Here is a 24,569-nt window from a genome sequence, read left to right as displayed (position 1 = left end):
CTATATTTCATAGAAGTGTGTTATAAAAATACAAATCATGAAAAAATTAAGATTATTTACATGTTTAGCTATTGGGGCAGCATTCTTTTTTTCAAGTTGTGAAAAAGAAGAAGTTGAAGCACCAGGAACAAACTATGTAGCTTTCTCAGGACAAGCTATAGATTTAGAAGTTGAAATTAGCGGTTCTAGTACTCAAAATGTATCACTTTATTCATCAAACGTAGCTGGTAATGACAGGACATATAATGTTGAAGTTATGTCTGCATCTACAATAGACCAAACTTATATTACAGTACCTTCAACTGTTACTATACCTGCGGGATCTAATAAAGGAGACTTAGCTGTTTCTATTAATGATTATGCTGGATTAGATGGTGAGCCTGTAACTTTAGTATTAAACGTTACAGAACCTAATGGAGACGGATCATCAATTGGTGAGCCTGCTACTATTAACGTTTTTAGAGAGTGTCTAGAAAACAGATTATTCTATTACACTGTTTTTGACGATTACCCAGAAGAAGTTTACTGGAGGATTGTAGACCTTAATGCTGGTGTTATTGTTGCTTCAAACAATTCTTCTCCTGCTTTTGGTGGTTATGCTGGCAGAACAGGATTTACTAACTTACCTATTTGTTTAAGCGATGGAGACTATAGACTTCAAGTTTTTGATCAATATGGTGATGGTGCTGGAGAAATTTATTTACTAGATGGAAACAAATCAACACTATACTACTCTGATGGAGACTATGGTGCCGGTTTTGATTTTGATTTTTCTTTATAAGACAATCATTTAAGAATAAAAAACAAAAAACAGCCTGAGAAATCAGGCTGTTTTTTTTATACCTTTACACCATGCAAAAAACAACACAAATTTTTGGCTTAAGAGCTATTATAGAAGCTATAAATGCCAATAAAAACATTGATAAAGTCTTTTTACAAAAGGGATTAAAAGGCGATTTATTTAAAGAGTTAGAGTCTTTAATAAATCATAATAGAATTAACGCTTCTTATGTCCCTATTGAAAAACTAAATAGATTAACACAAAATAATCACCAAGGTGCAGTTGCACAAATATCTCCTATTAAGTTTTATGATATTGAAGAGTTGCATGAACAAGTTTTAGAAAAAACTTCTACTCCACTCTATTTGCTACTAGATCAATTAAGTGATGTGCGTAATTTTGGTGCTATAATCAGAACTGCAGAATGTACTGGTGTAAACGGAATCATTATTCAATCTAAAGGTGCTGCTCCTGTTAACGGAGATACTATTAAAACAAGTGCTGGTGCTGTATTTAAAGTACCTATTTGTAGAGTATCACACATTAAAGATGCTGTGTTTTTTTTACAAGCATCTGGTGTTAAAGTCATTGCTGCTACCGAAAAAACAGAAGATACTCTTTACGATGTCGACTTTAAAGGTGCTTGTGCCATTATTATGGGATCTGAAGGAAGAGGCATTAATCCATCTGTTATTAAAGTTGCGGATTATAAAGCTAAACTACCCTTACTTGGTGACATAGAATCTTTAAACGTTTCTGTTGCTTGTGGTGCATTTTTATATGAAGCTGTAAGACAAAGACGTTAATCGTCTTTATTTTCTTTAAAAGTATATTTTATTTGTATTGAATTTTGAGCTGAAGACTTCTCTTCTACCTCAATATCTTCTTCTTTAGTTTCAATAAAATTACCATTTTCATCAAAGTGTTTTAAAAACTCATCTTCTTCTTCGTTATAATTTGGTTGTTCCCAAACATATCGCTTTGGTTTTGCTATTTGCTTTCTAAAAACTAAAGCAAAAAACAAACCTGTTATTAAACCTGATAGATGTCCTTCCCAAGAAACACCTTCTTTTAATGGTAAAACATCCCAAACCATACTTCCGTAAAGAAAGACAACCAGCATAGATAAAGCTACCAACCTATAATGTTTTGCAAAAACACCTTTAAAAAAAATAAAACTAGCTAAAACATATATTAATCCGCTAGCTCCAATGTGATAAGATGGTCGTCCAATACACCATGTTAAAAAACCCGAAAGTAATATACCGTATCCTAAAACTTTAAATGCTATCGGTCTGTAAAAATAGAATAAAGCTGCTGAAAGAATAAATAACGGTATTGAATTATGGTACAAATGACTAATCCCGCCATGTATAAAAGGACTAAATAAAATACCTTTTAAACCTGAAAGTTTTTGAGGATAAATACCTAATTTATTTAAACTGAAACCAAAACGAATTTCGATAGCAAAAATTAGCCACAATAGCATTACAAATCCTAACGGATAAAGTAATACTTCTGGACTGTAATTAAATTGTTCTTTTTGTTTCATTGTAGTGAATATAGCAAATAGTTAACCAACTTTGAAGTGATGTTAAATTGTCAGCTAATAAATGCATGAAAGATTATTCATTAATACTTATTTTTAATTTATGTATTCATGATTGCTTCGTAGTTGAGCAATTGTTAGAGCACATCTTTGATTACGGTTTACGAAATCCCGACGTTTTTTGATTTTTTTGTCAAAAAAAGGCACTCCATAACAAAGTTGATAAGTTGTTTGATTGTAATTATTGTTTTAAAAAAGTTTGATTTAATTTTACAAGATGAATACGCCTTTAGCCGAAAGATTAAGACCACAAACGTTGGATGATTACATTAGTCAGCAACATTTAGTGGGCAAAAACGGAACGTTAACTAGACACATCCAACAAGGGTTAATCCCATCGATGATACTTTGGGGACCACCAGGAATTGGAAAAACTACATTGGCAAACATCATTGCTAACATGTCTAATCGTCCGTTTTATCAATTAAGCGCCATTGCTTCTGGAGTGAAAGATGTTAGAGATGTAATTAATAAAGCAAAGGAAAGCGGCGGATTGTTTACGGCTAAAAACCCAATTTTGTTTATTGATGAGATTCATCGTTTTAGCAAATCGCAACAAGATAGTTTACTACAAGCGGTAGAAAAAGGTTGGGTAACGTTAATTGGCGCTACTACAGAAAATCCTAGTTTTGAAGTTATTTCGGCATTATTGTCACGTTGTCAGGTTTATATTTTAAAAGAGTTTGAAAAAACCGATTTAGAGGCACTTTTAAACCGTGCAATTGAAAAAGATGAGATTTTATCCAAAAAAAATATAAAGCTTAAAGAAACCAACGCTTTATTACGTCTTTCTGGTGGTGATGCTAGAAAACTACTTAATATTTTTGAACTCATTATTAACGCAGAAGATAGTGACAAGATTATTGTTACCGATAAAATGGTAATGGATAAAGTAGAAAGTAACACCGTACGTTACGATAAAACTGGCGAGCAGCATTATGATATTATTTCTGCATTCATAAAATCTATACGTGGTAGTGATCCCAACGCAGCAGTTTATTATTTAGCGCGTATGGTTGAAGGCGGCGAAGATGTAAAATTTATAGCAAGACGTATGTTAATTTTAGCTAGTGAAGATATTGGTAATGCTAATCCAACTGCTTTGGTTATTGCAAATAGTACATTTCAAGCAGTATCAACAATTGGTTATCCAGAATCTAGGATTATTCTTAGCCAATGTGCTACTTATTTAGCGTGTTCGCCAAAAAGTAATGCGGCGTATATGGCAATAAATAATGCGCAACAATTAGTCAAACAAACCGGAGATTTAAGTATACCACTTAACATACGTAATGCGCCAACAAAACTAATGAAAGACATTGGTTATGGCGAAGACTACAAATACAGTCATAATTACGCTAATAATTTTGCTGCACAAGAGTTTTTACCCAAAGAAATTGCAAATACACCATTATACCAACCTGGCAATAATGCTAGAGAAAACGCGCAACGTGAATTTTTAAAACAACGCTGGAAAGATAAATACGGGTATTAAAATGTTTTGGGCGTTACCCACTTTTGCTATTAAACAAAAGTGCGTCGGGCTTTCGGTAGTCGCAATCAAAGATGTGCTCCAACAATACCTTAATCCCTAACGCGAAATAAACTAAGTACTAATCTATTAAAAGATTAATGACATTAAAACTTAATATCAATAGATTTAATCTGTAAAGTACCATTGTCGTTGGTTGCAATTACCCAACTACCATTCATTTTATAAATAACAGCATCTTTACCTTTTACAATATAAAAGTCTTCTTTACCAGAATATAATATAGTGTATACCGTTTGACCTTGACTATTTTTTAATTTATAATTAATAACTCCAAATGCTTCGGCGGTAAGTGCATTATTTGAAGAGTTTTTATATCCTTCTTTTACTCGTATTTCAATTTCTTCATCTATTTCTTCTTCATCAACTTCTTCAACCAATGGTGCTTCTGTTACTTTAGGTAATGGAGTAACAATAACTTCTTCTACTTCATTTTCAGTTTCTTTTACTTCATAATTATGAGTGAAATTTGACAAACTACCAAAAGCTTGTCTTACAGCTTCATTGTATGCAACTATATATTTTTTCTCCCTAGATTCGCCTTCTTCTGTGGTATAAACCACTTTACCTTGACAATCTTTAAACTGAAATTTTATTTTAGTTTTAAACATAGAAGAATCGTCTATTGCTGTAGTTTTTAAAACTAAACAGTTATTTTTTATTGCATCCATAGGTAAGACTTCATCTTCTAGTAAAACATTAAAATTTTGCTTTTCTAACAAAAACTTGGTTAAACCATTAACACGGTATTGTCCTGCTTCTTTTTGAAATTTAAACTGATTTGGAACAACAATATATTTATAGTTGTTTAATTGGTCTTGCGCTAATAATGTTGTACAGCATAAAAGTGTAAAAATGGTTAGTATTTTATGTAATTTCATCTTTATAAATATTTTTTTAAGTCTAATAAATGATTGATAATTTTTATATCTGGAGCTATAGTTTCATTATGATAATTAAAGCAAATAGCATCCAAACCAATATTTAATGCGCCTAAAATATCGGCTTCATAATTATCGCCAATCATAATACTGTTTTTAGTTGTTGCATTGGCTAAATCTAAAGCGTGATTAAATATTTTAGGGTTTGGCTTTTTTACACCAACCATTTCTGAATTTGTTATAGTTTCAAAAAAATGAAATATGTTTGATTTTTTCATCTTATGATGCTGTACTTCTTCAAATCCATTGGTTATAATATGTAATTGATATTTTGGTTTTAGATAATCTAAAATTTCAAAAGTACCATCAAATAAATGGTTTTGATCACTTAAGTTTTCTATATAATCCTCTGACAGTTTATTAATTACTTCTGCCTCTAATTCTATATTTAAAGTATCAAAGGTATCTTTTAATCTATAAAATCTTAAATGTTCTTTGCTTACTTTTTCTTCTCTATAAAGCTTCCAATATTGCAAATTTAGCGGTTCGTAAACGCTCAAAAACTCAGGTAAATTAAGTTGTAGATTATTCTTTTTAAAAATAAAATCAAAAGTTAATGCCGAGTTCTTATCAAAATCCCAAAGTGTGTGATCTAAATCAAAAAAAATATGCTCTATATTATTGTTCATCTACTGAGTCTAAAATTGTATTAAATAGTGTTTTAAAATGTTGCCAACGTGGTATATTACTAAATGTATAATTATGAAAAACAGGTACAAAATTACCGTTTACAACTTTAACTTGTTTAATTAATTTATCTAAAGCTTCTTGTTTGTCTAATAACGAATTATACTTTAAAAATGCAAAATCTAAAGCATGATATGGTACTATTTTTAGTGGTGTTTGCACCTCGTAATCTAAATCATAAAACAAAAACGGAGTACAAGTTCCTGCTCTAAAGCCTAAATGATTAACGTAGCCCATTGTATAATCTTCAGGTATTTCTAATTCGACTAAATTACGATAAGATTCTGGTAAATTTACTTTAGAAAAAGAATGTCTAGAACCTGCTATATTTGTATTAATGATAGCTTCCATTCTACTCTTTTCAATCTTTAACAATTCAATGTCATTTAGAGCAAAAAATGAAGATTTTATACCTACTTTACAATAATCTGCAACGTGTTTTATTAAAGATTTAAACTTTTGTTTTTGACTATTTATATTTTTATCGTAGGTAGAAAAATCGCCAACTAAGAAGAAAAATATAAATTTAAAATTTCGTTTTTTTTGTCGATTAACAATGTATTTATATGTATCAAACGGGTCTTTTCTTGCTCCTAATAATACGCCAAAACGCTCATAAACATCTTTAAATCTAAATGCAAAAAAATCTTTAAAGGTCCCGCCAAATGTACGCATTACTCCTACCAATTTATACCTATAAGCTATAGGTACATCTATAACTGGTGTTACTGTATATTTTTTATCAGGAAATATATAATTAGGAAATTGTTCTTTTAATATGGTTTTAAATTTATATGCCCAAATATCTACTACTGGTTGTGTTAAAAACTGATTATTAAAGGCTAAACTTTCTTCTGCTGGAAAACGACCATAATTGTCCTTTACATGTGGTAAATACTCTTCATATCTACTAATTAAATAAAATGTTGCAGCAAAAATATCGTAGGGTAAAGCACTTTTATCTCCTGCAGGAAAAAAGCATTTAGTTTCTTCCCAATCATAAATATTAATGTCTATATCTGATAAGCCTTGCTCAAATAACAAATCGTTAGATCTAATAAAAACCTCGTTACTTAAAGGTTGTTTTGCATAAGATATTTTAAGGCTATCGTGAGCAATAAAATCTTCTATAGTTGTTGTAAATTCTACAGGAATCCCAAGTATTCTAGTACACACTTGTTTAAAAGTGTATTTAACACGTGGTGTAATTTTGTGTGTGTAAACTAGTAACATTAACGATTGAAATTATAAGGTTTAAAAGTACCAAATTCCTGATTTAAAAGTGTATTTTTTAAGATCAGTTTTAAAGAAATTAACATGAAATTACAGCAAAGCCTCGTCTGCAAAACTAAAATAAGCCGATTCTGTAATAATTAAATGATCTAAAACACGTATATCTAAACTTTGAGCAGCTAATTTTAATTTTTGGGTAATATCCTTATCGGCTTGACTAGGTTTTAAGGTTCCTGAAGGATGATTATGTGCCATAATTATTGCAACTGCACCTACTTGTAGCGCTTGTTTTAAGACTAAACGTGTATCTACTAAAGTGCCTGTAATTCCGCCTTTACTAAGCTGTAATTTATCAATTACTTTGTTAGAATTATTAAGATAAATAATCCAAAACTCTTCATGAGGCAACTCACCAATCATGGGTTGCATTAACTCAAAAACAGATTTACTAGATGTAATTTTAAATTGCTGCAACGCTTCTTCTGCTCGTCTGCGTCTTCCTAATTCTAATGCAGCTGCAATGCTTATGGCTTTAGCTTCGCCAATACCTTTAAACTGCATTAATTGTTTAATACTTAATTTTCCTAACTGGTTTAAATTATTGTCTACGCTAGATAAGATGCGTTTACACAAATCTACAGCGCTTTCTTCGCGGTTTCCAGATCCAATTAAAATCGCAACTAATTCGGCATCACTTAATGCTGCTTTTCCTTTTTTTAGAAGCTTTTCGCGTGGTTGATCATCTTCCGACCAGTTTTTTATTGAAAAAGATGGCTTTTTTTCAGACATTTGATAAAACTACACAATATTTTGTAATTTTTAAACTCCAAAAAACCAACTAATTATCTAAATATGAAATCTATTTTTGAAACCGAAGCTAAAGCTGAACTATTAAACCGTTTAGAAAACCTTGAAGCTGAATCGTCGGCTAAATGGGGAAAAATGAACGTGAATCAAATGCTGATACACTGTACAAAACCTATTGAATTAGCTTTAGGCGAAAGCACTATTAAAAAACCAAATTTTTTAATGGGTATGATGATGAAACTTGTTGCGCCAAGCCTTTACAACGACAAACCTTGGAAAGAAGGTTTACCAACCGCTAAAGAATTTATTATAGTTAACACTGAAGCTTTTAATACCGAAAAAGATAAATTAAAGTCTAAAATTGAAACCATGAGTACTTCTAAAAATTATTTTGAACCTAAAAAGAAACATCCTTATTTTGGAACCTTTACCGCAGACCAATGGGGAAAAAGCGCTTACAAACATTTAGATCATCACTTTAGACAATTTGGTGTGTAGTTTTGACTATGCTCAGCTACCAATTAGACTTCACTAAACTACCAAACAAGTTTTATTAGCTTAAAAACTTTAAATACTTTTCAATTCTAAATACCTTCAACTTAAAATTGTATCCACCAAAAAAACATCAAGATAATGACCAGCTTCATCATATTGAAGTGATAAAAACGTATCCGTTAGCTACATTAATTTCGGTAAAAGATAATCAACCTTTGATAACACATTTACCTTTAATTTATCGCGAAACCGATGGTAAACTTATTGGTCATATAGATATTTATAATCCGCAAACGGACTTGCTTCAGCATGAAAATGAAGTGACCATAATATTTTCTGGTCCACAATGTTATATTTCGCCAAGTATTTATACGACAACACAATTACCAACGTGGAATTACATTAAAGTACACCTTACCGGAACTGTTACCAGAATTGAAGACAAAGCTGCTTTAAAACAGTCTTTAATTACGATGACCGAGTTTTTAGAAGCGCCAGAACACAACTACGTTTTAGAGCCTGACAATCCAAGATTAGATAAAAATTTAGACTATATTAAACTGTTTGAAATAGATATTAAAACTTGGGAAGGCAAGTTTAAACTCTCTCAAGACAAACTACCAAAAGACAAAGAAAACGCAAGACAACAATTAATTAAAAGCAGTCAAGATAGTATTAAGGCTTTTTTAGACAAGGTATTTAAAAATTAAAATCATGAATATACTAACCAACATTATCATAGCCATAGTAGCCTTGCTTCACCTCTATTTTTTATATTTTGAAATGTTTGCTTGGGAAACCAAAGGACCAAAAATTTTTAGGCAGTTTCCTAAAGATTTATTTACACCAACCAAAGCATTGGCAGCAAACCAAGGATTATATAATGGGTTTTTAGCAGCTGGATTAATTTGGACATTTTTTATCACTAACCCAACGTGGCAATCTAACATTGCATTATTCTTTTTAGGTTGCGTTGCTGTTGCTGGTATTTATGGCGCACTAACCGCTTCTAAAAAGATATTTTTTGTTCAAGCTTTACCTGCTTTGATTGGGATTTTGTTGGTGTTAATATAGTTCAACAAAAGATCATTTATATCGTATCTTTGTTTAAAATTTAAGCTATGAGATCTAAATTACTTAAACAAGCAAAAAATTGGTATAGAAAATTTCAAATTAGTAAATCACCTCAAATGAATTTAGTTTGGGGTTTCTTTTTATATACTATTATTGGATTTTTCTTATTGAGTATTCCGTTTTTTCATAAAACTGATGTATCTCTTTTAGACAACTTATTTATTTCTACATCAGCCATTTCTACAACAGGTCTTGTTACTATTAGTATTTTTGACTCATATAATTACTTAGGTCAATTTGTAATCATGTGTCTTATTCAAATTGGAGGAATAGGATATATGACACTAACTACTTATTATTTAATTTTTACTACAAAAAGAATAACACGCTGGCATAGTAAATTAATTGGCGCAGAATTTACTTTACCTAATACAATTAAAATTAAAGATTTTATTAAAAGTGTAATTATATTCACACTAGTAATGGAAAGTATTGGAGCTGTATTGTTCTACATTGCTTTTACAAATTCTGGGATGGAAAACATTCAAGCTATTTGGTTTTCTATATTTCATAGTATTTCTTCTTTTTGCACAGCTGGCTTTGGGTTATTTAATGATGGTTTTGAAGGCTTTAAAGACAATGTTTTTATTAACACAATTATATCTTGCTTAGCTATAGCTGGATCATTAGGTTTTATCGTTATTACAGATCTATGGTACAGAATGACAGGCAGATCAAAAGAAGTTTCTTTTACAACAAAAATTATTATTTATGGGTTTATTGTTCTATTAGCAATAGGTACTTCTATTATTTACACCACAGAAAGCGCAACTATAACTGGTGATGATAGTCCTTTAATGATATCATTTTTCCAAGCCATGTCTGCAATGACCACAGTCGGTTTTAACACAGTACCTATTGGTGACTTTTCTCTACCGATTTTATTATTATTAACATTCTTAATGTATATTGGAGCATCTCCTTCTGGTACTGCTGGTGGTATGAAAATAACAACTCTTACAGCGATGTCAGCTATATTAAAAAGTAGATTGCTAGGTCAGAAAAAAATCACTTTCTTAAATAGATTAATTCCTTTTGAGAGGATTTATGTAGCTACTTCTACTTTTATGCTTTATACAAGTTTGATTTTTTTATTCTCCTTTTTATTATCCTACACAGAAAATTTTTCATTTGATAAAATTTTATTCGAAGCAGCTTCTGCTTTAGGAACTGTTGGATTAAGTACAGGCATAACAGGTGATCTCTCCAGCTTAGGGAAAATTTTAATAATAATGATTATGTTTATTGGTCGCGTAGGTGTTTTAACTTTTGGATTTGCTCTACTAAAACAGAAGCATAATTATTTAAACAAAATAAAAGAAGATGATTTAGCTGTTTAATTCTTCTAAAAAAACAGTTTATTTTATCAATCCTTTAACCTCATCAAAATCCAATCCGCCATAATTACCGCTACTCATTAACAATAAAGCTTTGTTATCAAAATTTTGAGAGAACAGATAATTTTTAAAATCGTCTGGATTGGTATAAATAATTAAATCGTCACGCTCAAAAGCATCTGCTATTTGTTGGTGTGTTACCGCGTCTAGTTTTTTAATTTCTACTGCATGTGGACTATAAAACACTAATGCAACATCTGCTGCATCTAAAGCACCTTTATATTCTTTTAAAAATTCGGCATTTAAACTGCTATAAGTATGCAATTCTAAACACGCTACCAAAGTACGATCTGCATATTGTTCTTTAACTGCTTTTGTTGTTGCACTTACTTTACTTGGCGAATGTGCAAAATCTTTATAAGCAACGCTATTATTGGTTTCGGCAATTTTTTCTAAACGCTTGCTTGCGCCTTTAAATGTTGAAATAGCTTCGTAAAAATCATCTTCATCTATTCCCATATGTTGGCAAATCCATTTTGCACCAGCCAAATTATTTAAGTTGTGCTTACCAAACACTTCTATTGGCATTGGTCCTTCAGGAGTTTCTAACAATGTTTCGCCATCTTCAACAGTATATTCTGGTGTATGATATGGTAATTTTCTAATTGGGTTTTCGCTAGCTTCTACAATACGTTTAACCGCTTCGTCTTCTTCGTTATAATTTATACTTCCGCCACGTACAATACTATCTACAAAGATTTTAAACTGTTCTTCATAATTTTCATACGTAGGGAAGACATTTATATGATCCCAAGCAATACCGCTTAACAACGCAATATTGGGTTTGTATAGATGAAATTTTGGTCGTCTATCTATCGGACTACTTAAATACTCGTCACCTTCTAAAACAATAAAATCATTATCCTCGGTTAATTTTACCATCACGTCAAAACCTTCTAATTGCGCGCCAACCATAAAATCTACATCACGATCATGATAATGCATAACGTGTAAAATCATAGATGTTATTGTGGTTTTTCCATGACTACCACCAATTACAACTCTAGTTTTATCTTTAGATTGCTCGTATAAAAACTCTGGATAACTGTATATTTTTAAGCCTAATTCTTGAGCTTTTAATAACTCCGGATTATCTGCTTTAGCGTGCATACCTAAAACGATAGCATCTAAACTTTCGGTAATTTTCTCAGGAAACCATCCAAATTGTTCTGGCAATAATCCTTTAGCTTCAAGACGTGATTTTGAAGGTTCAAAAATCGTGTCGTCACTTCCTGTTACTTGATATTCTTTGTTATGTAATGCTAATGCAAGGTTGTGCATTGCGCTTCCGCCAATAGCTATAAAATGTACGTTCATGGTTTATTTTTGAAGATGTTTCAAAGATAGTTGTTTTGATACTAATTCCCGAATTATTTAAAAACGGAAATTTAATTGTAGACTTAATAGAGCTTTTTAGTTTCTTACTAAGTTTACTTTGCTAAAAAACCTGAAAACTGAGACTGCGACTATCAACTAAAAAATCTTACTGCAAACTTTCCTTAAATTCTTTAAAGACTTCAATTTTTGGTAGTTCTTTTAAAGCTAAATCTATATGTGCTAAAGCTTGCTTATTGTCTTTTTTGTGTTTGTAGATTTGTGCTATACGGTAATTTGCCCAAGCTTTTGGCACACCATCTTTTGCAGAGTAGTTATGCAAATACACTTTTAAACATGTTAGACCTTTATCTAATTGTACATTATAATCTGCACATACTTTTCCTATTTGATAGTGTAGTGCATTTCTTTTATGTTTTACCTGTGATGCTTCAATATTACTTATGGCTTTTTCTGGTAGGTTTTCCTTTTCATATAACGCTGTTAGCTTGTCGTAACAAGTAATAGAGCCACCAATTTTAATAGCTTTTAGGTAATAATCTTCGGCAAGTTCTGGCTCGTCATCATATTCGTAAATATAACCTTTAGCTAAATAACCATCTACTTTAGAAAGTTTTTCAAGCTCGTTAGCATATTTTAAAGATTTACTTTTACTACCACCAATAATACCTGGTAACTGCATGTATAACTCTACTAAAGCCCAACGTGTGTCTATATGATTTGGATCTAATTCGGCTGCTTTTAAAAACGCTGCTTTAACGTCGTCTATAATGGTTAATGCTCTAATTTTACTTACAGACAAGGCTTTCATCCCTAAAGCGCCTCCATATTTGTAATGATAATTAGCTTCGGTTGGTTTGGCTTCAGTTAATTTTTTATATTGTTTTGCGGCTTCATCCCATTTTTTTTGATGTCCGTAAGCATCACCTAATAATTCTATTGCTTCTAAATCATTTTCATTATTATCAACAAAAGGTTTTAGCTCTGCTTCTGCTTTGCTAAACATTTTTTGTTTGATAAAGTCTTTTCCTTTTTCAACAGAGGTTTGCCCCATTAAAAAAAGCGGAAAGCAACATATAAAAATGATTAATCGCATATTTAGTATTTTCAATTTATACAAAAATAACATTCTGTTGGTATTGTTTTTGATTCTGTTGCGTTAATAATTGTTAACTTTAAATTTCTAACGTTTTACTCAACAAAACAATAGACTCACGCATTTTTAGTTTTAAGTCAAAATGTCTAAACTTATCTTGCTATTAAAAATAATTTTATGAAACAGATTTCAACCTTAATAATGATTTTACTTTTTGCTACTACTTACGCTCAAGATGACTATTCCAAACTTTGGAAGCAAGTCGAAACCCATGAAAAAGATGGTTTACCAAAAAGCGCTTTGGATGTTGTTAAGCAAATTGAAATATTGGCTAAAAAAGAGCAAAACAGTCCACAAGTTATTAAAACGCTTATTTTTAAAAGTAAGTATGCGCTAACCCTAGAAGAAGATGCGCAATTAAGCATTATCAAAGATTTTAAAACTGAAATAAACAACAGTCAATCACCTACCAAAAACGTATTACAAAACTTGTTGGCTAACTTATATTGGCAGTATTTTAATCAAAATAGATATAAGTTTTACAATCGTATAAAAACTGAAAGTAAAGTTGATGAAGAAGATTTTAGAACTTGGGATTTAGACACTTTATTTACCGAAATTCAAACACTTTTTAATCAATCTTTAGAAGACGAAAGCGTTTTAAAATCGACACCAATCCATCAATTTGATGCGATAATTAATAAGTCTAAAAACTCAGAAACATACAGACCTACGTTATTTGATATTTTAAGTCACAATGCATTAGACTTTTTTAAAACAGACGAGAACAGCATTACAAAGCCAGCATATAAATTTGAAATTGATAACGCAACCTATTTAAGTACTTCATCAAAATTTTCTACCCTAAAACTTGAAGCTAAAGACAGTACATCTTTACATCTACAGGCTTTAAAAGTGTATCAAAAACTGATTCAGTTTCATCAACAAAACAAAAATTATAAAGCGTTAGTTGATGTTAATATTCAGCGTTTAGATTATGTCTTACAACATGCGACTTTTAATAATAAAGATGAAATTTACCTTCAAACGTTAAAAGATGAAATTTTTAGTATAAAAACAGATGAAACAGCTGCGCTTTACGAGTTTGAAATTGCCGAAAAAACTTATCAAAACGGCTTACAATACGACTCTAAAACCAATACCGAAAATCGTTGGTTAATACAAGAAGCTTTAGCGATTGTAAACAATATTACTAAACGTTTTCCTGATAGTAAAGCTGCTAAAAACAGTACAATTTTAAAGCAACAAATTTTAAATAAAGAACTACAAATTACTACCGAAACGTATATACCAATTCAACAAAATAGCAGATTTCTGGTACGTTATAAAAATATAGAAAACCTAGAGTTTACGCTATACAATTTATCAAAAGATCAGTTAGAAACATACAACAAAACCTATCGTGAAGACGAGCGTTTAAAGTTCATAAAAACTTTAAAACAACACACGAATTGGAACAATGATTTAAAAAACGAAAACGACTACCAATCGCACACAACAGAAGTTGTCGTACCAAAATTATCTATTGGAAGCTATCTAATTCTTGCTAGAGCCAATAGCGATTTGTACGCTACGCAAACCTTTCAAATTACCGATTTTGCGTTAACCGAAATGGAAACCAACAACGAAGTTATTTTTCAATTAATAGACAGAAATAACGGGCAACCAATTCAAAATGCAACTTTAGATATTACGTACCGTAAAAATTACAAAAACAAATATCACAACTCAACATTAAAAACCGACGTATTTGGTAAAGCTACCTTAAAAAAAACACCAACTTATCTTTCAGACGTTAGTGCAGAAGTTAAACACAACAACCAAACTGCTTATTTTGGCAATTATTACGTTGGTAGAACATATGATAATAACTACAAAGAAGAAACGAGTTACAACGCGTTTGTATTTACAGACAGAAGTATTTATAGACCTAGCCAAACCGTTTATTTTAAAGCAATTGCCATTAAAACACTTAAAGAGAAATCTGAAGTGTTACAAAATGAAGCAGTTTACGCTATTCTGTATAATGTAAACAGCGAAGAAGTTGGTCGTTTAGAATTAAAAACCAACGATTTTGGATCGGTTGCTGGTGAGTTTATTTTACCAAATTCTGGTTTAAACGGACAATACAGAATTCAAATTTCAGGAAAAAATCACACCTTTGATAACGGCAGACATTATTTTTCAGTTGAAGAATACAAACTTCCAAAATTTGAAGCTAATTTTAATCCAATCACCGAAACCTTCAAAATTAACGATAGTATTACCATAAAAGGTAACGCAAAAGCCTACGCTGGTAGTAATATTAGCGATGCTAAAGTCACTTACACCGTAAAACGCAAAGTACAATATCCAACTTGGTGGTACTGGCGCAGACCGTATTTTAACAGCGAACCTCAAGAAATAACTCACGGTGAAACCAAAACAAATAATAAAGGTGAATTTGATATTACCTTTAAAGCCATACCAGACCAAAGTGTTGATCAAAAATCACAACCTGTTTTTAATTACGAAGTCACTGCAGACGTTACCGACATTAACGGTGAAACGCGAAGCACAACGACAATCGTCAACGTTGGCTATCATGCTTTAACAGCAACTATATCTGTAAAAAGTAAATTAGATAAAAGCAGTAAAGACCATACAATCCAAATCGATACTAAAAATTTAAATGGCGAATTTGTTCCTGCAAAAGGCACCATTAAAATCTACAAACTTAAAGCACCAAACCAAGTATTAAGACATCGTCCTTGGGACGCACCAGATTATCACAATTTAAGTGAAACAGAATTTAAAACGCTTTTTCCTCATGATGCTTACAAGAATGAAGATGATAGCAAATTTTGGAACAAAGGTGAACTTGTTTTTTCAGAAGAATTCAATACTGAAAACACTAAAGACGTTAAACTTGGTAACATCAGAAAATGGGAATCTGGTAAATACCTTATCGTTTTAGAAAGCAAAGATAAGTTTGGGCAATTAGTGAAAGATGAAACCAGAACAACACTTTACAGTGAAAAAGATAACACTGTTTCAGACAACCAATTGTTTACCATTACCACAAACAAAGACAGTTACCAACCTAACGACACTGCAATAATCACATTTGGTAGTGCAGCGACAAACCTTACTGTTTTTATTGATGTAGAAAAAGACAACCGTATTATCAATAGTAATAAATACGTAATAAATAACGAGAAAAAAACCATACGCATACCTATTACTAATAAAGATGTTGGCGGTTTTGCCGTACATTATAGTTTTGCTGCTTTTAATAGCTATACCGCTAACACTTTAGCTATTTCTGTGCCATATCCTAAAACAGATTTAGAGATAGAAACCACAACATTTAGAGACAAAATACAACCAGGAACGGACGAAACTTGGAGCTTTAAAATTAAAGGTCCAAAAGGTGAAAAAATCTCAGCAGAAATATTAGCCAGTATGTACGATGCGTCTTTAGACCAATTTAAATCACATAGCTGGGATTTTAACCCGTTATACAAACCCATTTACAATCCAAACCGAAACCAAAATAATGGAAACAGTTTTGGACAACGCGGATTTAGAGTCATAAATAACAACAAGAATTACTATAACTATCCAACACAACAATACGACCAAATTAATTGGTTTGGGTTGAGTTTTGGTAATAGTTATAGAAGGTTTTATAAACCAGAAGCGAAAGGTATTATAGTTGAAGAAGCCATGATGGACATTGCTGCTCCAAATGATGCTGAATTAGATGAAGTTGTCGTTGTTGGATATGGTACAACAACAGAAAAAGCCTATACAGGAACAGCAAAAATTAAAAAGGATACGATTAATAATAAACCAGAAAATAAAGAAATAGATTTCAACACTGTTACAGTTCGTAAAAATCTACAAGAAACAGCATTTTTCTTTCCGCAGTTACAAACAGATAAAGATGGTAATGTTAGTTTCAATTTTACAACTCCAGAAGCATTAACCAAATGGAAACTACATTTATTAGCGCATACAAAAACTCTGGAAAGTAAAGTTTCAACTTTAGAAACAGTGACGCAAAAAGAGCTTATGGTCATACCAAACGCACCACGTTTTTTACGTCAAGGTGACCAAATAACCATTAGCACTAAAATTGCCAACTTATCTAATAAAAATTTATCAGGACAAGCTAAATTAATATTAACTGATGCGGTTTCTGGTGAAGATATTACGTCTTTGCTTGTCAGTTCGAGCGCAGTCGAGAACTTCTCAGTAGACAAAGACAACAACACACAGGTCGCTTGGCAATTATCCATTCCGGATACGGTAAATGCTATTCAATATAAAATTGTAGCAAAAGCAGGAGATTTTAGTGATGGTGAACAAAATGCGTTACCAGTTTTAACCAACAGAATGTTAGTTACCGAAACCTTACCAATGTGGATTAGAAGTAACCAGACTAGAACATTTACATTATACAAGCTTAAAAACACCTCATCAAGCACTTTAAAACATCATAAATTAACGTTAGAAATGACTAGCAATCCTGCTTGGTACGCGGTACAAGCTTTACCTTATTTAATGGAATATCCTTACGATTGTAACGAGCAAACCTTTAGCAGGTATTACGCTAATGCGTTGGCTAGTCATATTGCAAATAGCAATCCGCGTATTCAAGAGGTATTTAATCAATGGAAAAATACCGATGCGTTGATTAGTAATTTAGAGAAAAACCAAGAGCTTAAATCTATTTTAATTCAAGAAACACCTTGGTTACGCGATGCGCAAAGCGAAACCGAACAGAAAAAACGTATTGCATTGCTTTTCGATTTAAATAAAATGAATAACGAATTGCAAAACGCCAAAAACAAACTAAAACAAAACCAAATGTCTAATGGTGCTTGGGCTTGGTTTAACGGCGGACGACCAAACCGTTTTATCACGCAACACATTATCACTGGTTTTGGACATCTTAAAAAATTAAATGTCATTCAAAGCGACAGCGAAGCATCTATGATCAAAAAAGCAATCCAATATTTAGATTCAGAATTTGTAGAAGAATATAATAACTTAACTAAATACAACAAAGATGTAGATTTAAGCAAAGACCATTTAAGTCATATGCAAATACATTATTTGTACATGCGTAGCTTTTTCCCAGAAATAAAAACGTCTAAAGAAGTAAAAACTATAATGGATTATTATCAGTCCCAAATTCAAAATTATTGGTTAAGCAGAAGTCTGTATAACAAAGGATTGATGGCGTTAATTTCTTATAGAAATAATGACACTAATACCACATCTAAAATTTTAAATTCATTAAAAGAAACCAGTATTACTAGTGAAGAATTAGGTATGTATTGGAAATCTAACGAAAACTCTTGGTATTGGTATCAAGCTCCAATTGAAACACAAGCGCTACTAATTGAAACATTTTCTGAAGCTGGTAATGTCATTCAAAATGAAACGAAGAATCTCGAAACCATAGATAATCTTAAAATCTGGTTACTTAAAAACAAGCAAACCAACCGCTGGAAAACAACCAAAGCTACTACCGAAGCTGTGTACGCATTATTACTTCAAGGTAGCGATTGGTTAAGTGTAACGGATATGGTAGACATTGTTTTAAGTAATCAAAAAATAGATCCTAATACTATGGAAGACGTTAAAGTTGAAGCTGGTACTGGCTATTTTAAAACGTCTTGGTCTGCTAATGAAATTTCGCCTAAAATGGCAGAAGTAAAAATCTCTAAAAAAGGAGAAGGAATTGCTTGGGGAAGTTTATACTGGCAGTATTTTGAAGATTTAGATAAAATTACCTCTGCGGAAACACCGCTTCAACTAAAGAAAAAATTATTCTTAAAAAACAATACTGATACTGGTAAGGCACTTACCGAAATTACTAAAGAAACCAAACTTAAAGTTGGCGATTTAGTAACCGTAAGAATCGAATTAAGAAGTGACAGAAATATGGAATTTATCCACATGAAAGATATGCGAGCAGCAGGTTTAGAGCCAACCAATGTAATTAGTCAATACAAAAGGCAAGATGGTTTAGGCTATTACCAAAGTACAAAAGACGCAAGTACAAACTTCTTTTTTGATTTCTTACCAAAAGGCGTTTATGTATTTGAATATGATTTACGAGTTAATAATGCTGGTAATATGAGTAATGGTATAACTACTATACAAAGCATGTATGCACCAGAATTTAGTAGTCACAGTGAAGGCGTAAGAATTGATGTTGAATAATAATGTAATTATTCAATACAAAAAAGGCTTCCAAATTTGGAAGCCTTTTTTGTATCTATAGTTATTTACTTGGCGGCGTTGTTGGTCGTACTTCAATTTTACTTGGTAATGTACGTGGATGCATTTTTAATAAATCAACCACTAACTCGCCAATATCTTCAATTTGAATTTTCCATGCGCCTTCATCACTTGGCTCGTTACCATTAAAGTAAGTCGAAACAGATCCTGGCATAATAGTACTAACCTTTATGCCGTATTTACGCAAATCTAACATCACCGCTTGGGTAAATCCGGTAACACCAAATTTACTAGCGTTGTAAGCAGATCCGCCAGCAAAAAAGTTAGTTCCTGCTAAACTTGAAATAGTAATGTAATACCCTTTAGTTTCTTTAAGTGCATCTACACTTGCTTTAATCGAATTAAAAACGCCAGTTAAATTGGTATCAATAACTTCGTTCCATTGTTGTGAAGTTAAATCTTCTATGCTACCAAAATGTCCTAATCCTGCATTAGCAATAACAATATCTAACTGTCCAAAGGTCTCAACAGTTGTTTTAACAGCTTGTTGCTGACTTTCTAATTGTCTTACATCTGCTTCTAGTCCAATTGCTTTTGCTGAAGATACATCTGCATTAAGTTGTTCTGCTGCTTTTTGAGCAGATTCTGCACTTCTACTGGTTACAGCAACGTTAACACCTTGTTGCATTAATGCATAGGCAATACCATATCCAATGCCTTTTGATCCGCCTGTTATTAAGGCGACTTTATTATTTAAATTGCTCATAGAATTTTATTTTTTTGGTTGAAATCCAAAGTTACAAAACCTACAACGCAAGTCGAATTTTAAAATGTTAGGATATTTATAAAATTGAAATAATCTCTAACTTGAACACTAGGACAGCAAACATACCGCGTTAAGGATTGAATGGCATGTTTGAGCTCTCCCAACTTTTTAGTTGGGAAGCGAGTAATGAAAGCCTGACCCTTTTAGGGTAACGCCAAAATAAAATTAATTAAGCATGTCCCATAATTTATCTTTAAGCGTTGTAATGCCTTGTTGTGCTACACTTGAGATAAATAAATATGGAATTGGCAAGGTTTGATCTAACTCTTGCTTTAGTTCGGCTTTAAGCTCATCATCCAACATATCACATTTTGAGACGGCTATCATGCGGTCTTTATCCAACATTTCTGGATTATAACGTCTAAGCTCGTCTAACAAAATTTCGTACTGTTTGTTAATATCTGGCGCATCTGCTGGAATTAAAAACAGTAATACCGAATTACGCTCTATGTGACGCAAGAAGTAATAGCCTAAGCCTTTTCCTTCGGCTGCACCTTCTATAATTCCAGGTATATCTGCCATTACAAAAGTTTGATAATCGCGATATTTTACAATACCTAGATTTGGCTTTAACGTTGTAAACTCGTAATCTGCAATTTTTGGTTTTGCAGCGGTCATTACAGATAGTAAAGTAGATTTTCCTGCGTTAGGAAAACCTACTAAACCTACATCTGCTAAAACTTTAAGTTCTAATGTTATGTCTTTTTCTTCTAACGGAATACCTGGTTGCGCATAACGTGGTGTTTGATTGGTACTGCTTTTAAAGTGCCAGTTACCTAAACCACCTTTTCCACCTTCGGCAACAATTTTTTCTTCACCTTGTTCGGTAATCTCAAAAAGGATATCGTTAGTTTCTGTATCTCTAATTACAGTTCCTAATGGTACTTCGATAATGTAATCTTCTCCATCTGATCCTGTGCTACGATTACTACTACCATCACCACCATGTCCTGCACGAATATGACGCTGAAATTTTAAATGTAGTAACGTCCAAAGGTTTTCGTTACCTTTAATAATTACGTGTCCGCCACGTCCACCATCGCCTCCATCTGGTCCACCTTTTGCGTTATATTTTTCGCGGTTAAGATGCGCAGATCCTTTCCCTCCTTTTCCTGAAGAGACATGCATTTTTACGTAATCTACAAAGTTACCTTCGGTCATTTATTTAATTTATTTGTGAATTTATGAATTCGTTTTATGAAGGTTTTTATTATTTCAAATTAACCTCCAAACGAATAAACTCATTTTAAAGTTTATCGATTACAGTACAAAGACGTTCTGTAATCTCTTCTATACTACCAACACCATCTACTCCAAAATATTTATCTTGAGCTGAGTAGTAATCTTTTAAGATAGCGGTTTTGTTGTAATATTCTTTAATTCTATTTCTAATAATAGATTCGTCAGCATCATCTGCTCTACCGCTTGATTTACCACGTTCTAAAAGACGTTGTACTAAAACTTCGTCGTCTACTTCTAAAGCGATCATTGCATTAATTTGAGAATCTTTAGTATCCATTAATTTATCTAAAGCTTCTGCTTGTGCGTTAGTACGCGGAAAACCATCAAATATAAATCCGTTAGCGTCTGCATTTTTTTCAACTTCTGCATTTAGCATGTCAATAGTTACTTGGTCTGGTACAAGCTCGCCTTTATCCATGTATGACTTAGCCAACATACCTAATGCTGTTTCGTTTTTGATATTAAATCTAAATACATCGCCAGTAGAAATATGTACTAAGTTATATTTTTCTTTTAAAAAGTTTGCTTGTGTGCCTTTACCTGCTCCTGGAGGACCAAATAATACTAAATTAGTCATGTGTTGTGTTGTTTTTAGTTGATATACTGCTGGCAAATCTCTACCTAACCCATCATAGTCTAATCCATATCCTACAATAAATTTGTTAGGTATTTCTATACCAACATAATGAAGTTTAAAGTCTTTTTTATAAGCTTCTGGTTTGTAAAACAGTGTAGCAATAACTAGTTGCTTTACATTTTCATTTTTAAAAATACGATGAATTTCATGTAATGTATTACCTGTATCTATTATGTCTTCTAAAATAACTACAGTTCTTCCTGTTAAATCTTGGGTTAAACCAATTAACCTTTGAATATCTTCTGTAGATTTAACGCCTTCATAAGACGCTAATTTTATAAAGGTAACTTCACAAGGTTTTGGGTATTTTTTCACAAAATCACTTACTAACATAAACGATCCGTTTAATATCCCTATAAAAACAGGTACTTCGTCTCCTAAGTCATTTGCAACATCTTGTGCCATTTTTGTTACAGCAGCATCTATTTGTTGTTCAGAAATAAAAGGTTTAAATTCTTTGTCGTGAAGCTTTATAGTTTTCATTGTAAAAAATTAAAAAGCAAATATAAGGATTTGTAGCAGCTTAACGATATTTGATTTAGATTTTTAAAGGCTATTTTACATTTAAAATGTATTTTTGTTGCACACAACTAATATTAAAAATGAATTATTTTTCTTCAAACTTTAAATTAGGTATTCTTGGTGGCGGACAACTAGGTAAAATGCTACTTTACAATACCCGAAAATTTGATATTCAAACCTTTGTTTTAGATAATAGTGATCAAGCACCAAGTAAAATTGCTTGTGATAAATTTGTAAAAGGCGATTTGTTAGATTTTGATACGGTTTACAACTTTGGAAAACAAGTTGATGTACTAACTATCGAAATTGAAAATGTAAATGTAGACGCTTTAGAACAACTAGAAAACGAAAACATAAAAGTATATCCGTCTTCAAAAACTTTGCGTCAAATACAAAACAAAGCCAATCAAAAACTATTTTACGTAGACCATAACTTACCAACAGCACCTTTTAGCAGATTTGCTTATTTATCTGAAATAGAAGATGCTATTAAAAATGGTGGTTTAGAATTACCTTTTGTTTGGAAAGCTGCTAGATTTGGATACGATGGTAATGGAGTAAAAATTGTAAGACAATTAAATGATTTAGAAGGTTTACCTGCTGGTGAATGCATTGCAGAAGAAATGATACCTTTTAAAAACGAACTTGCTGTAATTGTGGCAAGAAACGTTTCAGGAGACATTAAAACGTATCCCGTTGTTGAAATGGAATTTCATCCTGAAGCCAACCAAGTAGAATATGTAATATGTCCTGCACGTATTAATGATGACGTCGCAAAAAAAGCTCAAGACGTTGCTTTAAAAACAGCTGAAGCTTTTAACCATGTTGGGTTATTAGCAGTAGAAATGTTTCAAACACAAGACGACCAAATTTTAATTAATGAAGTTGCGCCAAGACCACATAATTCTGGACATCAAACCATAGAAGCTAGTTTTACTAGTCAGTTTGAACAACATTTACGCGCTATTTTAGATTTACCTTTAGGTGAAACTAAAAGTAAAGTTGGCGGTATTATGGTAAATCTTGTTGGTGCAGAAGGACATACAGGAAATGTTTTATACAAAAACATAGAAAATATAATGAATCTTGAAGGTGTTACACCACATATTTATGGTAAAAAACAAACACGTCCGTTTAGAAAAATGGGACACGTAACCATAGTTAATGAAGATTTAAGCAAGGCAAGACAAATTGCCGAAAAAGTAAAAAACACAATACAAGTAATAAGCGAATAATATGAGTAAAGTTGCCATAGTAATGGGAAGTAATAGCGATATGCCAGTAATGCAAGACGCTATTGATATTTTAAAAGGTTTTGACATAGAAATAGAAGTAGATATTGTATCTGCACATCGTACACCAGAAAAATTATTCGATTTTAGCAATAATGCACACAAAAGAGGAATTAATGTAATAATTGCAGGTGCTGGCGGAGCAGCGCATTTACCAGGTATGGTTGCATCTATGAGCCCATTACCAGTAATTGGTGTACCTGTAAAAAGCAGTAACTCTATAGATGGTTGGGACTCGGTACTATCTATTTTACAAATGCCAGGTGGTGTACCTGTAGCAACTGTAGCTTTAAACGGAGCTAAAAACGCAGGTATATTAGCTGCTCAAATTATAGGCGCTTCAGATCAATGTGTATTAGATAAAATTACGGCTTACAAAGAAGGCTTAAAACTAAAAGTAGAACAAGCTGCAAAAGATATTAAAGCTTAGAAAAAAAGCCTTGACTGAGAAGTCAAGGCTTTACATCGCTATTAATCTTTCTATATGAGTTTTACTCACATCAAAAAAACTTAAGTCAAAGGTCTTAGTTTTGTTGAAAATGAAAGAATTGAGGCGAAAATTATTTTGTTTTTAGATAAAATGCGTTTTTTATCGTTCAAAAACAAACTTACTGAGTATAAGACAGAAAAAAAGCCTCAAAAATTAATTTGAGGCTTTTTATCGCTATTAATCAATAATTTTTATGTGAGTAACCAGCTCACGGGAAAAAATCGAGTCAAAGATA

Annotated in this window: 20 protein-coding genes; 10 read left to right on the top strand and 10 right to left on the bottom strand. The window is 32.0% G+C overall.

Annotated features, from left to right (window positions below; genetic code table 11):
* The first annotated feature begins 37 nt into the window (after positions 1-37).
* Complete coding sequence (locus FHS04_RS10695) at positions 38-781, top strand: DUF1735 domain-containing protein (protein WP_106676753.1); 744 nt, start codon at positions 38-40, stop codon at positions 779-781.
* A gap of 71 nt (positions 782-852) precedes the next feature.
* A complete protein-coding gene (gene rlmB, locus FHS04_RS10690) occupies positions 853-1,587 on the top strand; it encodes a 23S rRNA (guanosine(2251)-2'-O)-methyltransferase RlmB (RefSeq protein WP_106676751.1) in 735 nt (244 codons plus the stop codon).
* Here the strand turns inward: rlmB and FHS04_RS10685 are convergent.
* On the bottom strand, positions 1,584-2,333 hold the full coding sequence (locus tag FHS04_RS10685; protein ID WP_106676749.1) for a rhomboid family intramembrane serine protease: 750 nt from the start codon (positions 2,331-2,333) through the stop codon (positions 1,584-1,586). The two genes, rlmB and FHS04_RS10685, sit on opposite strands and share 4 nt — an antisense overlap.
* A gap of 274 nt (positions 2,334-2,607) precedes the next feature.
* Here FHS04_RS10685 and FHS04_RS10680 point away from each other — a divergent pair, with 274 nt between their 5' ends.
* Entirely contained in the window at positions 2,608-3,885 is a 1,278-nt protein-coding gene (locus FHS04_RS10680; protein ID WP_106676747.1) for a replication-associated recombination protein A, read from the top strand.
* A 143-nt stretch (positions 3,886-4,028) separates the two neighbouring features.
* Here the strand turns inward: FHS04_RS10680 and FHS04_RS10675 are convergent, their stop codons facing one another.
* From FHS04_RS10675 to radC, 4 genes are all read right to left on the bottom strand, one after another.
* Complete coding sequence (locus FHS04_RS10675) at positions 4,029-4,823, bottom strand: hypothetical protein (protein WP_106676745.1); 795 nt, start codon at positions 4,821-4,823, stop codon at positions 4,029-4,031.
* Positions 4,824-4,825: 2 nt separating this feature from the next.
* Positions 4,826-5,512 carry a YjjG family noncanonical pyrimidine nucleotidase gene (locus tag FHS04_RS10670; protein ID WP_106676743.1) on the bottom strand — a complete coding sequence of 229 codons (687 nt, stop codon included), beginning with the start codon at positions 5,510-5,512 and terminating at the stop codon, positions 4,826-4,828.
* Positions 5,502-6,803, bottom strand: a complete 1,302-nt coding sequence (locus FHS04_RS10665; RefSeq protein WP_106676741.1) for a polysaccharide deacetylase family protein — start codon at positions 6,801-6,803, stop codon at positions 5,502-5,504. Before FHS04_RS10665 ends, FHS04_RS10670 begins: the two co-directional genes overlap by 11 nt.
* 90 nt (positions 6,804-6,893) lie before the next feature.
* Positions 6,894-7,592, bottom strand: a complete 699-nt coding sequence (gene radC, locus FHS04_RS10660) for a RadC family protein (protein WP_027880225.1) — start codon at positions 7,590-7,592, stop codon at positions 6,894-6,896.
* A 63-nt stretch (positions 7,593-7,655) separates the two neighbouring features.
* Here radC and FHS04_RS10655 point away from each other — a divergent pair, with 63 nt between their 5' ends.
* The 4 genes from FHS04_RS10655 (at position 7,656) to FHS04_RS10640 (ending at position 10,579) form a co-directional block, all read left to right on the top strand.
* A complete protein-coding gene (locus FHS04_RS10655) occupies positions 7,656-8,108 on the top strand; it encodes a DUF1569 domain-containing protein (RefSeq protein ID WP_106676738.1) in 453 nt (150 codons plus the stop codon).
* A 107-nt stretch (positions 8,109-8,215) separates the two neighbouring features.
* Complete coding sequence (locus FHS04_RS10650) at positions 8,216-8,815, top strand: FMN-binding negative transcriptional regulator (RefSeq protein ID WP_106676736.1); 600 nt, start codon at positions 8,216-8,218, stop codon at positions 8,813-8,815.
* Between the two features lie 4 nt (positions 8,816-8,819).
* Positions 8,820-9,179 carry a DUF1304 domain-containing protein gene (locus tag FHS04_RS10645; RefSeq protein WP_106676734.1) on the top strand — a complete coding sequence of 120 codons (360 nt, stop codon included), beginning with the start codon at positions 8,820-8,822 and terminating at the stop codon, positions 9,177-9,179.
* A gap of 47 nt (positions 9,180-9,226) precedes the next feature.
* Complete coding sequence (locus FHS04_RS10640) at positions 9,227-10,579, top strand: TrkH family potassium uptake protein (RefSeq protein ID WP_106676732.1); 1,353 nt, start codon at positions 9,227-9,229, stop codon at positions 10,577-10,579.
* An 18-nt stretch (positions 10,580-10,597) separates the two neighbouring features.
* Here the strand turns inward: FHS04_RS10640 and FHS04_RS10635 are convergent, their stop codons facing one another.
* Complete coding sequence (locus FHS04_RS10635; RefSeq protein WP_106676730.1) at positions 10,598-11,953, bottom strand: UDP-N-acetylmuramate--L-alanine ligase; 1,356 nt, start codon at positions 11,951-11,953, stop codon at positions 10,598-10,600.
* A 166-nt stretch (positions 11,954-12,119) separates the two neighbouring features.
* Entirely contained in the window at positions 12,120-13,067 is a 948-nt protein-coding gene (locus tag FHS04_RS10630) for a tetratricopeptide repeat protein (protein ID WP_106676728.1), read from the bottom strand.
* A 177-nt stretch (positions 13,068-13,244) separates the two neighbouring features.
* Between FHS04_RS10630 and FHS04_RS10625 the strand changes: the two genes are divergently transcribed.
* Positions 13,245-19,307: an alpha-2-macroglobulin family protein gene (locus FHS04_RS10625; protein WP_106676726.1), complete on the top strand. Its 6,063-nt coding sequence runs from the start codon at positions 13,245-13,247 to the stop codon at positions 19,305-19,307.
* 61 nt (positions 19,308-19,368) lie between these two features.
* Here FHS04_RS10625 and FHS04_RS10620 read toward each other — a convergent pair whose 3' ends face one another.
* The 3 genes from FHS04_RS10620 to FHS04_RS10610 form a co-directional block, all read right to left on the bottom strand.
* Positions 19,369-20,091: an SDR family oxidoreductase gene (locus FHS04_RS10620; protein ID WP_106676724.1), complete on the bottom strand. Its 723-nt coding sequence runs from the start codon at positions 20,089-20,091 to the stop codon at positions 19,369-19,371.
* 225 nt (positions 20,092-20,316) lie between these two features.
* Complete coding sequence (gene obgE / locus FHS04_RS10615) at positions 20,317-21,312, bottom strand: GTPase ObgE (RefSeq protein ID WP_106676722.1); 996 nt, start codon at positions 21,310-21,312, stop codon at positions 20,317-20,319.
* Positions 21,313-21,397: 85 nt separating this feature from the next.
* Positions 21,398-22,513, bottom strand: a complete 1,116-nt coding sequence (locus FHS04_RS10610) for an adenylate kinase (RefSeq protein ID WP_106676720.1) — start codon at positions 22,511-22,513, stop codon at positions 21,398-21,400.
* Positions 22,514-22,632: 119 nt separating this feature from the next.
* Between FHS04_RS10610 and FHS04_RS10605 the strand changes: the two genes are divergently transcribed.
* Entirely contained in the window at positions 22,633-23,787 is a 1,155-nt protein-coding gene (locus FHS04_RS10605) for a 5-(carboxyamino)imidazole ribonucleotide synthase (protein WP_106676718.1), read from the top strand.
* 1 nt (position 23,788) lies between these two features.
* A complete protein-coding gene (gene purE, locus FHS04_RS10600) occupies positions 23,789-24,274 on the top strand; it encodes a 5-(carboxyamino)imidazole ribonucleotide mutase (protein ID WP_106676716.1) in 486 nt (161 codons plus the stop codon).
* The last annotated feature ends 295 nt before the right edge of the window (positions 24,275-24,569 follow it).

The sequence above is a fragment of the Mesoflavibacter zeaxanthinifaciens subsp. sabulilitoris genome (genome assembly GCF_014191595.1).
Classification (GTDB): domain Bacteria; phylum Bacteroidota; class Bacteroidia; order Flavobacteriales; family Flavobacteriaceae; genus Mesoflavibacter; species Mesoflavibacter zeaxanthinifaciens.
This window is presented reverse-complemented; position numbering and strand designations above follow the sequence as displayed.